General features: G+C 67.0%; 12 protein-coding genes and 1 riboswitch. Of the genes, 2 read left to right on the top strand and 10 right to left on the bottom strand.

What is annotated here, in order from left to right; all coding sequences use genetic code 11:
- From rplS to J7I89_RS21780, 8 genes are all read right to left on the bottom strand, one after another.
- Positions 1-360, bottom strand: a complete 360-nt coding sequence (gene rplS / locus J7I89_RS21815) for a 50S ribosomal protein L19 (protein WP_104042125.1) — start codon at positions 358-360, stop codon at positions 1-3.
- Between the two features lie 234 nt (positions 361-594).
- Positions 595-1,410 (bottom strand): tRNA (guanosine(37)-N1)-methyltransferase TrmD, encoded by an 816-nt coding sequence (gene trmD, locus J7I89_RS21810; RefSeq protein ID WP_214974684.1) that lies wholly within the window; start codon positions 1,408-1,410, stop codon positions 595-597.
- Positions 1,411-1,989 carry a ribosome maturation factor RimM gene (gene rimM, locus J7I89_RS21805; protein ID WP_214974682.1) on the bottom strand — a complete coding sequence of 193 codons (579 nt, stop codon included), beginning with the start codon at positions 1,987-1,989 and terminating at the stop codon, positions 1,411-1,413.
- Positions 1,990-2,107: 118 nt separating this feature from the next.
- Positions 2,108-2,350 (bottom strand): RNA-binding protein, encoded by a 243-nt coding sequence (locus J7I89_RS21800; RefSeq protein WP_076802241.1) that lies wholly within the window; start codon positions 2,348-2,350, stop codon positions 2,108-2,110.
- 1 nt (position 2,351) lies between these two features.
- Positions 2,352-2,762, bottom strand: a complete 411-nt coding sequence (rpsP, locus tag J7I89_RS21795; RefSeq protein WP_214974680.1) for a 30S ribosomal protein S16 — start codon at positions 2,760-2,762, stop codon at positions 2,352-2,354.
- Between the two features lie 191 nt (positions 2,763-2,953).
- Positions 2,954-3,391 (bottom strand): hypothetical protein, encoded by a 438-nt coding sequence (locus J7I89_RS21790; protein ID WP_214974678.1) that lies wholly within the window; start codon positions 3,389-3,391, stop codon positions 2,954-2,956.
- A 111-nt stretch (positions 3,392-3,502) separates the two neighbouring features.
- On the bottom strand, positions 3,503-4,378 hold the full coding sequence (locus J7I89_RS21785) for a VOC family protein (protein WP_214974676.1): 876 nt from the start codon (positions 4,376-4,378) through the stop codon (positions 3,503-3,505).
- Between the two features lie 79 nt (positions 4,379-4,457).
- Complete coding sequence (locus J7I89_RS21780) at positions 4,458-5,540, bottom strand: amidohydrolase family protein (RefSeq protein ID WP_214974674.1); 1,083 nt, start codon at positions 5,538-5,540, stop codon at positions 4,458-4,460.
- Positions 5,541-5,659: 119 nt separating this feature from the next.
- Positions 5,660-5,767: riboswitch (TPP riboswitch) on the top strand.
- On the opposite strand from J7I89_RS21780, the gene thiC reads away from it, so the two are divergent.
- Positions 5,762-7,579, top strand: a complete 1,818-nt coding sequence (gene thiC / locus J7I89_RS21775; RefSeq protein ID WP_214974672.1) for a phosphomethylpyrimidine synthase ThiC — start codon at positions 5,762-5,764, stop codon at positions 7,577-7,579. It overlaps the preceding riboswitch by 6 nt.
- 18 nt (positions 7,580-7,597) lie before the next feature.
- On the opposite strand, the gene J7I89_RS21770 is transcribed toward thiC, so the two are convergent.
- Positions 7,598-8,332: an alpha/beta fold hydrolase gene (locus J7I89_RS21770; protein ID WP_214974670.1), complete on the bottom strand. Its 735-nt coding sequence runs from the start codon at positions 8,330-8,332 to the stop codon at positions 7,598-7,600.
- A 55-nt stretch (positions 8,333-8,387) separates the two neighbouring features.
- Positions 8,388-9,971 carry a signal recognition particle protein gene (gene ffh, locus J7I89_RS21765; RefSeq protein ID WP_214974668.1) on the bottom strand — a complete coding sequence of 528 codons (1,584 nt, stop codon included), beginning with the start codon at positions 9,969-9,971 and terminating at the stop codon, positions 8,388-8,390.
- 143 nt (positions 9,972-10,114) lie between these two features.
- Between ffh and J7I89_RS21760 the strand changes: the two genes are divergently transcribed.
- Positions 10,115-11,521: a glucose-6-phosphate dehydrogenase gene (locus tag J7I89_RS21760; protein WP_308160003.1), complete on the top strand. Its 1,407-nt coding sequence runs from the start codon at positions 10,115-10,117 to the stop codon at positions 11,519-11,521.
- Positions 11,522-11,573: the final 52 nt, after the last annotated feature.

The following is an 11,573-nucleotide window of genomic DNA, read 5'->3' as shown; positions in this document are numbered from 1 at the left end:
TTACTTGGCGGTGCTGAAGTCGCGCTTTTCCTTGATCTTCGCAGCCTTACCGCGCAGTGCACGCATGTAGTAAAGCTTGGCGCGGCGCACGTCACCCTTTGTGACGAGCTCGATCTTGTCGATGATCGGGGAGTGCACCGGGAAGGTACGCTCCACACCGACGCCGAAGGAGACCTTGCGGACGGTGAAGGTTTCGCGGATGCCGTCACCCTGGCGGCCCAGGACGAAGCCCTGGAATACCTGGACACGGGAGTTCTTGCCTTCGATGATGTTCACGTGAACCTTGAGGGTGTCACCCGCGCGGAACTGGGGAACATCGGTGCGCAGCGAGGCTGCATCTACGGAATCGAGGATATGCATTGATCCACTCCTGGTGAACGCCACAGGTCATTCACTTTGGGTCACGGCGGCCAAGCCCGGAAATAAGGCCCGGTGAATTGCCGCCGAAAGTGTTGTGGTCCGGCCCCGCCACTGATTGGCGGTACCGGGTTGCCTTGCTGTTGGTTACGCTCCCCCTGTGGCAGGTGCGGACCCAGCAGACACAAGGACTAATTTTGCCACACTCCACGGTCTACAGCCAATTGCGGCGGACAGTCAGGCGGAAGCGGCGCTTCCGGAGTCCGGGCGGCGCTTGAGCCGGCAATCGACGACGTCGTACCCCAGGTCCGCGAGGGCGGTGCGGTCCGCGCGGGGAAGACTTCCGGCGTCGAACGTCTCCAGCAGGTCAGGCCGGCGTTCCGCCGTCCGGCGGTACTGCTCGTGCCGGCGCCACTGGGCAATCTTGCCGTGGTTGCCGCTGAGGAGGACCGCCGGCACCTCCCGCTCACGCCAGACCGAGGGCTTGGTGTAGACGGGATACTCGAGCAGGCCGTCGGAATGGGACTCCTCCACGAGGGATTCGGGGTTGCCCACCACGCCCGGCAGCAGCCTGCCGATGGCCTCCACCATTGCGAGGACAGCGACCTCGCCGCCGTTGAGGACGTAGTCGCCGAGGCTGACCGGGCGCACGGTGAAGTGCTCCTGCGCCCATTCGATGACGCGTTCGTCGATGCCTTCATAGCGGCCGCAGGCGAAAACCAGACGGTCCTCTTCCGCGAGTTCGTAGGCCAGCGCCTGGTTGAAGCGCTCCCCTGCGGGGGACGGCACGATGAGGACCGGTTTGCTGCCGGCGTCCGCCGGCTGCGCCGCGGCCACCGATGCCAGGGCCTGGGCCCACGGCTCGGCCTTCATGACCATGCCGGCGCCGCCGCCGTAGGGGGTGTCATCCACGGTGCGGTGGCGGTCGGTGGTGAAGGAGCGGAGGTCGTGGACGTTGAGGTCCAGCAGCCCGTCCTGCCTGGCCTTGCCGATCAGCGAGAGTTCCAGCGGGGCCAGATACTCGGGAAAAATACTGACGACGTCGATTCTCATCTAGGCTTTGGCCCCCGGCTCGGGTGCTCCGGCGTCGGGCTCCCCGGCCTCGGCAGCAGCGCCTGCGTCCTCGACGTTGATCTCGAAGAGGCCGGCCGGCGGCGTCACCAGGACATAGCCTTCCGCGACGTTGACTTCGGGGACGATCTGCTCGACGAAGGGGATCAGGATCTCCTTGCCGTCGGGCGTCTTCACCACGAGCAGGTCCTGCACCGGCATCGTGTTCAGGCCGGAGACCTTGCCCACCACCTGCGACCCGACCCGTGCTTCCAGGCCCACGAGTTCGTGCTCGTACCAGCCTTCGTCGTCGTTGTCTTCCAGCTCTTCGGTCTCGATGAACAGCTTGGCGCCGCGGAGGGTTTCGGCCTCGTTCCGGGTTTCAATTTCCTCGAAGGCCAGCAGGAGGATGTCCTTGTTCCAGCGGGCACTGTGAACGGTGAGCGGCCCCACCGAGGCGGGCTCCACCACAAATTCGGTGCCGGGGACGAACCGGTCGCCGGGCGCATCGGTGAGCACCTGTACGGTCACCTCGCCACGGATTCCATGGGGCTTGCCGATTCGTGCCACCTGAAGCTGCATGTGTTCCTCTGTTTCGGAGTGCGTTGAAAAATTCGGGGGGTTGCCGCCGTGAAAGCAGTCCGGCCCCTCCACCGTTAGCTGGTGAAGGGGCCGGACCAAGACAAGTGTTGCAGGCGCGTTACCGGCGGCGGTCGGTGTCGACGACGTCGACCCTGACCTGCTCGCCATCTGCCAGCGCCGCTACCACCGTGCGCAGTGCGCGGGCGGTGCGGCCCTGGCGTCCGATTACCCGTCCCAGGTCTTCCTGGTGAACGCGCACCTCGAGGGTATCCCCGCGGCGGTTGTTCTTGGCGCTGACCTTGACATCCTCAGGGGAGTCAACGATTCCGCGGACAAGGTGTTCGAGCGCTTCTGCCAGCAATTTACTCAGCCTCGGTGGTCTCTGCTTCAGCCTCGGCGGGAGCTTCTGCCTTGGCCTTCTTGGTGATGGCTTCCGGGATGATCACGGAACCCTTTTCCGGGGCAACGAAGGCTTCCTTGGCAACCTTGGTCTTCAAGGTGCCTTCCTGGCCCGGGAGACCCTTGAACTTCTGCCAGTCACCCGTGACCTTGAGGATCGCGGAAACCTGCTCGGACGGCTGTGCGCCGACGCCGAGCCAGTACTGGGCACGGTCCGAGTCGACCTCGATGTATGAGGGCTCTTCGGTGGGGTGGTACTTGCCGATCTCTTCGATGGCACGGCCGTCACGCTTGGAGCGTGCGTCCATAACGACGATGCGGTAGTACGGTGCGCGCATCTTACCGAAGCGCTTAAGGCGAATCTTTACGGCCACTTTTGTGGTCACTCCTGTTTCTGAAACGGGGTCGAGCCCGGCGTTCTGCACCCGTGGGGCGGGCCGTACTAGGGGGTTCATAAGGACAGGATCCAGACGCGGAGAGAGGGGCCACGCAGATCGAGTACCTGTTTATTGTGCCAGATCGGCCGCGTTATTTCGACTTGACATGCGCAGCGGCCCTGTTTCAGTCAGGAAGACCACACGTACAGGCCGGTCCGGCTGTTCTCGTCGACGCTGCCAGCGAGCTCCGCCAGCTGCTGGACGTACTTCCGGGCCTCCTCGCCGCCGAAGGGCATGTCCTCCTCGGCCGCCCACCGCTCGGCAACCTCATCAAGGACGTTGCCCTCGCCTTCGGACTCGTAGCTGAGCAGCTCAGCGAGCGCGCGGACCATGGCTGGCGGCACGCCGAGGAGGGAGTCGCTGGCAACGTCCACCATGGCCAGTTCATAATCGGCCCCGGCCGCGTGCACTGCAGCGCCGGCGAGATCCCCGAGCTGTTCGATTTCAAAGTCGCTGATGCCGGGAATGCGGACACCGGCTCCAGCAGCGGCGCCCCCGCCATCCAGGTCTTCGGCGCGCTTGAGGGCTTCCTTGTGGGTGGCGACAAATATTTCGGTGAAGCCCATGGAGTTCGTCCTCGTTCCGTCGACGGCGTGTGCCCCGGGGCAGCGGCGGCGGCCGCCCGGGGCTGTTCGAATTTAGCCTAACCCACGGCGCACCCGCCTGGCCGGAAGGCCTTAGCGCACGGCCACGCGGATCTGGTTGCGCCACGGGTCCTCGAAGCGAAGCTCGGCCCCCGTGTGGTGAGCAGCGACACCGGCACCCTTGAGCCGGTCCGCGAGGGCCCCGACGTCGTCTCCGGACGGGACTTCGATCAGGACCTCCCCCAGGCCCAGGGTGTCGCGGCGCGGGCCGGCGCCGCGGCTGTTCCAGACATTCATGGCCATGTGGTGGTGGTAGCCGCCGGCCGAAACGAAGAGCGCCTGGCCGTGCCAGCCTGCCGTTTTTTCGAACCCGAGCGTCCCGACGTAGAAGTCGTGGGCCGACTGGACGTCGCCAACCTGCAGGTGCACGTGTCCGACGCCGGCCTCGGTGGCGCGCTGGCCTTCCACCGATTCCTGGGTCAGGTGGTCCTCCAGATACCGCTGCGGCGGCAGCGCCAGGCTGTCCATGACGACGGTCTTGCCGTCCCAGTCCCAGGTTTCGCGGGGCCGGTCCCAGTAGAGCTCAATGCCGTTGCCCTCGGGGTCGCTGAAGTAGAAGGCCTCGCTCACGAGGTGGTCGGCGCTGCCTGTGAAGGACTGCGGCTCGTACTGCGCGGCGGTGGCCACCGTGGCCGCCAGCGCCGCCTGGTTGTCAAAGAGGAGCGCGGTGTGGAAGAGGCCCGCTTCGCCCCGGCCGGGGATGAACAGGCCGGGTGCGGGGGCAAGGTGGACCAGCGGCGTCTGAAGCCGGCCGAGGTAGAGGCCGCCGTCCTGCTCTGCCACGACGTCGAGGCCGAGGGCCCGCTGGTAGTAGTCGGTCATCAGCTTCATGTCGCCCACCTTGAGCATGACGGTGCCCATGGTGAGATCGGCAGGAAGAAGATCCTGGCTGCTGGATGCTGTTGTCATTGAGTTACTCCCTGACTCCCCGGCCACCGGATTTCGATGGTCCCTACATCTCTAAATTACTTGAAGCTTCAATTTATTCCTAACGGACAATCTCCCCGCGCAGAACCACGCCCTTCAGGTCGCGGATCGTTTCCGGATCCGAGCGGGGATCCTCCGAGAACAGGACCACGTCCGCGCTGGCCCCCTCGGCCAGGCCGTCGGCCTCCAGCCACCGGCGGGCACTCCAGCAGGCGGCATCGAGCGCGGCAACCGCCGGAAGGCCGGCAGCGTGCAGGGCAAGAATCTCGTCGGCGATCCGGCCGTGCCCGATCACACTGCCTGCATCGGTTCCGGCAAAGACCCGGACTCCGGCCTCGTAGGCTTCCAGGACGCGTTCATTCCTGCGCTCCCACAACCCCCGCATGTGGGCTGCATACCGCGGAAACTTGGATTCGGCCCGGGCCGCGATGTCCGGGAACGTCGCGATGTTGATGAGCGTGGGAACGATCGGCACCTGCTGCTGCACGAACCGGGGAATGTGCCGCGGCAGAAGCCCCGTGGCGTGTTCGACGCAGTCGATTCCGGCGTCGAGCATGTCGTCCAGGGTGTCTTCGCCGAAGCAGTGAGCGGTGACCCTGGCGCCTTCATCGTGGGCGGCGCTGACGGCGTCCCGCACCGCTGCGGCGGGAAACGACGCCGCGAGGTCACCGGCGTCGCGGTCGATCCAGTCCCCCACGAGCTTGACCCAGCCGTCGCCGGAGCGGGCCTGTTTCCGGACTGCCTCCACGAGCTCCTCCGGCTCGACCTCCACGGCGAAGTTGCGCAGGTAGCGCCGCGTCCTGGCGATGTGCCGCCCGGCCCGAATGATCCTCGGCGCATCCGGCGTTTGCTGCAGCCACCGGGTGTCGCTGGCAGCGCCTGCGTCCCGGACGAGCAGTGTGCCCGCATCGCGGTCCGTCATCGCCTGGGCGTGCGCAACGTCGTCGTCCACGGCACCGCCGGGTCCCAGCCCGATGTGGCAGTGCGCGTCCACGAGACCAGGCAGTACCCAGCCGTCCAGCACAACGTCCGGACGCTCAAGCGGCCGGGCGAAGGTCAGCCGGCCGTCCACGGCCCAGAGCCCGTGCCCCTCCTGGTCCGGGCCGGCAAGAACGGTTCCGCTGAATTCGATGATGCGCGCCATGCCTCCAGCCTAATCCGCCGGCCGCCTGGGGCAGAGGGCGCCCTCCCCCGCCCGCTGTCACACCCGGTGTCACACCCGGTGCGGACGCGCAACGGCCTGCTGCCCTGTGGTAGCTTCGTCTACGACCACACGGGTGCCCCTGCAGGGGCTGAGATCGGGCTAGCGCAGCCTGCGACCGTTGAACCTGTCCGGGTAATGCCGGCGAAGGAAGTGAGCAGTAAATGAACACCCAGAAATCACAGCTGAGCCCTGCCCAGGACGAAGCTGCCCCAAAAGAAGCTGCGCCGGGCACCACGCAGTCGCTGAAGTCGCATTCCCTGGCGTACCTGGAGGGGGACGGCCTCCGGGTTCCGGTGACGGAGATCGCGCTGGAGCCTTCACCCAACGGGGAGGAAAACGAGCCGCTGCGCGTCTACCGGACCGCCGGTCCCGGCAGCGACCCGGTGGTGGGCCTGGCGCCGTTCCGCGCGGAGTGGATTGAGGCCCGCGGGGACACCGAGCCGTACAGCGGCCGGGAGCGGAACCTGCTCGACGACGGCCGGTCGGCCGTGCGCCGCGGCGCAGCTTCGGCGGAGTGGAAGGGGGCCCAGCCGGTGCCCCGCCGCGCCGTCGGCGGAAAGACGGTGACGCAGATGCACTATGCCCGGCAGGGCGTGGTGACGCCGGAGATGCGCTTCGTTGCCCTGCGGGAGAACTGCGACGTTGAGCTGGTGCGCAGCGAGGTGGCGGCCGGGCGGGCCATCATCCCGAACAACATCAACCACCCGGAGTCGGAGCCGATGATCATCGGCAAGGCCTTCCTGGTGAAGATCAATGCCAACATCGGCAACTCGGCCGTGACCAGTTCCATTGCCGAAGAGGTGGACAAGCTCCAGTGGGCCACCCAGTGGGGTGCCGACACCGTCATGGACCTCTCCACCGGCGATGACATCCACACCACGCGGGAATGGCTGATCCGCAACTCCCCCGTGCCGATCGGAACAGTGCCCATCTACCAGGCGCTGGAAAAGGTCAACGGCGAAGCCAACGCCCTGACGTGGGAGATCTTCCGGGACACCGTCATTGAGCAGTGCGAGCAGGGCGTGGACTACATGACCATCCACGCCGGCGTGCTGCTGCGCTACGTGCCCCTGACCGCCAACCGCGTGACCGGCATCGTGTCCCGCGGCGGGTCCATCATGGCCGGGTGGTGCCTCGCGCATCACCAGGAAAACTTCCTCTACACGCACTTTGACGAGCTGTGCGAAATCTTCGCCAAGTACGACGTCGCCTTTTCGCTGGGAGACGGCCTGCGGCCGGGCGCCACGGCGGACGCCAACGACGCCGCCCAGTTCGCTGAACTCGACACGCTCGCCGAGCTGACCCAGCGGGCCTGGGAATTCGACGTCCAGGTCATGGTGGAAGGGCCGGGCCATGTCCCGTTCCACCTGGTCCGGGAAAACGTCGAGCGCCAGCAGGAGCTGTGCAAGGGAGCCCCGTTCTACACGCTCGGACCGCTGGTCACGGACGTGGCACCGGGCTACGACCACATCACGTCCGCCATCGGCGCTACGGAGATCGCCCGCTACGGCACGGCCATGCTCTGCTACGTGACGCCCAAGGAACACCTGGGGCTGCCCAACAAGGACGATGTGAAGACCGGCGTGATCACCTACAAGATCGCGGCCCACGCCGCGGACCTCGCCAAGGGACACCCCGGCGCCAACGAGAGGGACGACGCCCTGTCCAAGGCGCGCTTCGAGTTCCGCTGGCGCGACCAGTTCGCGCTGTCCCTTGACCCGGTCACGGCCGAGGCCTTCCACGACGAGACGCTGCCCGCGGAGCCGGCCAAGACCGCGCACTTCTGCTCCATGTGCGGTCCAAAGTTCTGCTCCATGCGGATCAGCCAGGACATCCGGAACGAATACGGCTCGGCGGAAGCGCAGGCGGCCCTGGCCGAGATGGCTGAAGGGATGCGCGAGAAGAGCCAGGAGTTCCTCGCCGCCGGCGGCAAGGTTTACCTGCCGGAGCTGCGGGTTCCCGAAACGGCGGTCCAGTAACCGCCGGTCCCGCCGGGGTCAGGACGCCCGCGGCTGCTGCCGCCTGCTGACCTCGGCAATAAACGACCGGATGAAACGGTCGCCCTCGGGCGAGTCCTGGGGCCGGTGCCCTCCCGCAGCAATGCGGTGCAGGGCGCCGGTCTCCCTCAGGTAGCCGGCGATTTCCTCGTACAGGGGCTCCCACCCGCCGGTGAGGACGAGGGTGGGGACGCCCGGCACGATCTGCAGCGGAGCCTGCCAGGGCGGCGCCTGCAAACGCAGCCGCCTGGCCGCGCGCCTTGCCTCGGGAGTGCTCGGGCCGGGGGCGTCCGCGGCAAAGGCCCGCCGGACGAACTCCCGCTCGTAGTCGTCGTCGCCCAGCTGGTGCCGGACGTCGAACAGGGGCTCCATCAGTGCCCGATGGGCAGCCGTGGCCGGCAGCTCGGCAGTCAGCGACAGGCAGGCGGGCTCCACCAGCGTCAGCGAAAACACCAGGTCGGGGCGTTCGACGGCGGCCATCATCGCGGCAATGGCACCCTGGGAGTGCGCCACGACGTGTCCGCCGGCGGCGCCGCGGCCGTCATCGGCGAGTGAGCGCATCACAATCTGGGCGTCAGCGGCGAAATCAGTTTCCAGGGGTTCGGCCTCGGCGTCGAAGCCGTGCCGGCGCAGGAACAGGGCGTCGTACTGGAGGGCCATGCCATGCTGGCGCGGCCAAGCGGCGGAGCCGAAGTTTCCGGCACCGTGGACGAACACTACCCGCTGCTTAAGCATGACCCAACCTTATGGCAGCGGTCTGACATCGGCGCCGGCCGACATGACCGTGCGCCTATTTGCCGCCCAGGAACTTGTCAAAGCCCTTGGGGAGGTTCAGCTGTGACGGGTCGAAGTCGCCGCCCTGCTGGCCGAAGGCAGCCCCGGTGGGGAGTGCCTTGGCGGCGCTGGCACGCCGGGCCTCCGCGTCACGGAGTTCCTGGGCCGCCTTGGCGGGGTTGCCTGAACGGGCCTTCTTCTTGGGCGCGCTCTTGGCACCCTTGCGAGCACCGCCGCCCGGCCCCATACCCGGCATGCCGGGCATTCCTGGCATTCCGCCGCCCTGGGCCATCTTCTTCATCATCTTCTGGGCCTGCGCGAAGCGCTCGAGCAGCCCGTTGACCTCGGACACGTGGACGCCCGAACCCTTGGCGATGCGGGCGCGCCGCGAGCCGTTGATGATCTTCGGTGCCAGCCGCTCGTGCGGAGTCATGGAGCGGACAATCGCCTCGACACGGTCGATCTCGCGCTCATCGAACTGCTCCAGCTGCTGGCGGATGTTCTGCGCGCCGGGCATCATCATGAGCATTTTCTTCATGGAACCCATGTTGCGGATCTGCTGCATCTGGGCCAGGAAGTCATCCAGCGTGAAGTCTTCCTGGTCGGCGAACTTCTTCGCCATCCGGGCAGCTTCGTCCTTGTCCCAGGACTTCTCCGCCTGCTCGATCAGGGTGAGGACGTCACCCATGTCGAGGATGCGGGACGCCATGCGGTCCGGGTGGAACAGCTCGAAGTCGTCCAGGCTTTCGCCGGTGGACGCGAACATCACGGGCTTGCCGGTGACCGACGCGACGGAAAGCGCGGCACCGCCACGGGCGTCGCCGTCGAGCTTTGACAGGACGATGCCGGTGAAGTTGACGCCTTCATCAAAGGCCATCGCCGTGTTGACGGCGTCCTGGCCGATCATGGAGTCGATCACGAAGAGCACTTCGTTGGGGACGATGGCCCGCCGGATCTGGCGCGCCTGTTCCATCATGTCGGCGTCGACGCCGAGACGCCCGGCGGTGTCCACGATGACGACGTCGTGCAGCTTCTGGCGGGCCTCCTCCACGCCGGCCCGGGAGACGGCGACGGGGTCGCCCGCCGGGTGCTCCAGTTCGGAGGTGGCGCCCGGGTGCGGGGCGAAGACCGGGACACCGGCGCGCTGGCCGACGACCTGCAGCTGGGTCACGGCGTTGGGGCGCTGGAGGTCGGCGGCAACCAGGATGGGGCTGTGGCCCTGCGCCTTGAGCCACTTGGCGAGCTTGCCGGCGAGGGTGGTCTTGCCGGCGCCCTGGAGGCCGGCGAGCATGATGATGGTGGGCCCGGTCTTTGCCAGCCGGATGCGGCGCGTTTCGCCGCCGAGGATCTCAACGAGCTCCTCGTTGACGATCTTCACGATCTGCTGGCTGGGGTTCAGTGCCCCGGAGACCTCGGCGCCGAGCGCGCGCTCACGGACCTGGCCGGTGAACTCCCGCACCACGGGCACGGCAACATCGGCGTCCAGCAGGGCCCGGCGGATCTCGCGGACTGTGGCGTCGACGTCGGCCTCGGTGAGGCGGCCCTTGCCACGGAGATTCTTGAAGGTTGCTGTCAACCGGTCAGAGAGTGAATTGAACACGCGCCGTGCACTTCTTTCAGTGGATGTACGGATGGCGGCCCTGCGGCACACCAGCGTCTCGGCTGTTGCTTCCAACGGCGTCGACGACGGGACTCGACTATCTAGGGTACCAAGACACGCCCTCAAGATGGCATGCTGGCAAGGTGACGAGCCAAACAGCTGTAAAAACCCTGCTCATCCTCGGCGCCACCGGCGACCTTACCGGCCGGCTGCTGTTGCCCGGCCTTGCCCGTCTTGTGGCCAAAGGCCGTGCGGGCGGCCTCAAACTCGTGGGGGCCGGATCAGACCCGTGGACGCAGGAACAGTGGCTGGAGCGGATCGACAACGCCTTCGCCGGGGCCCTGTCCGAGGCCGACGCCGGAGGCAAAAGCGAACTGGAACGCGTCCGTGAATCCTCGCGCTACGCCCAGGCTGACGTCACGGCAGAGGGCGACCTGGCAGCCCTGCTGGCAGCCCTGGAAGGGCCCGTGGCCGTCTACTTCGCCCTGCCGCCCCAGGTCAGCGAGAAGGCTTGCCAGATACTGGCCCCCGGCCAGGTCCCTGCCGGAACACGGTTCGTCATGGAAAAGCCCTTCGGCTCCGGCGAGGAGTCCGCGCGGGAACTCAACCGGACCTTGCTGACCCTGGTCCCCGAGGACCACATCCACCGCGTGGACCATTTCCTCGGCAAAGCGACGGTCCTGAACATCCTGGGGCTGCGCTTTGCCAATAACTTCCTCGAGCCGGTCTGGAACCGGGAGCACATCGCCAAGGTGGAGATCATTTTCGACGAGGATCTGGCCCTGGAAGGGCGGGCACGCTATTACGACAACGCCGGCGCCCTGCGGGACATGATCCAAAGCCATCTGCTGCAGATCTTGGCCCTGATGACGATCGAACCGCCGGCCACGATCGGCGAGCGCGATCTGCGGGACGCCGTGGCCGCAGTCCTGCGGGCCAGCAGCATCAAGCCGCCCTACGCGGCAAGCACACGGCGTGCGCGCTACCAGGCCGGCAGCATCGGCGGCAGGGCCGTTCCCGACTACGTCAACGAGGAGGGCGTGGATCCGGCGCTCAATACCGAGACGCTGGCCGAGGTCCAGGTAGACATCGACAACTGGCGATGGAAGGGCGTGCCCTTCATCCTGCGGTCCGGCAAGGCGCTCGGCGACAAGCGCAAGGAAGCGGTGGTCACCTTCCGCCCGGTTCCGCACCTGCCCGGCGGATTCACCGGGCAGGACTCCCCCAACCAGCTCCGGATCGGGTTCGGGCCGGACACACTGCGGCTCGACGTCGACGTCAACGGACCGGGAGACATCTTCAGCCTGGACCGCGCCGCGCTGGTCGCAGACCTGAATGCCTCCGAGCTGCTGCCGTACGGCGAAGTCCTGGAGGGCGTCCTGAACGGTGACCCCCTTCTTTCAGTCCGGGGTGACACCGCCGAAGAGTGCTGGCGGATCGTCGATCCTGTGCTCGAGGCCTGGTCCCGGGGCGACGTTCCGCTTGAGGAGTACGACGCCGGCACGTCAGGCCCGGAGGGCTGGTCCGCTTCCGCGCCGGTCACCGGATAGGTCAGGCAGGGTCCGGGTAGGCAGGCCCGGACAGTCAAGCCCGGGCATGCTA

Origin of the sequence: Arthrobacter sp. ISL-5 (assembly GCF_018613835.1) — a bacterium.
Lineage (GTDB): Bacteria > Actinomycetota > Actinomycetes > Actinomycetales > Micrococcaceae > Arthrobacter.
This window is presented reverse-complemented; position numbering and strand designations above follow the sequence as displayed.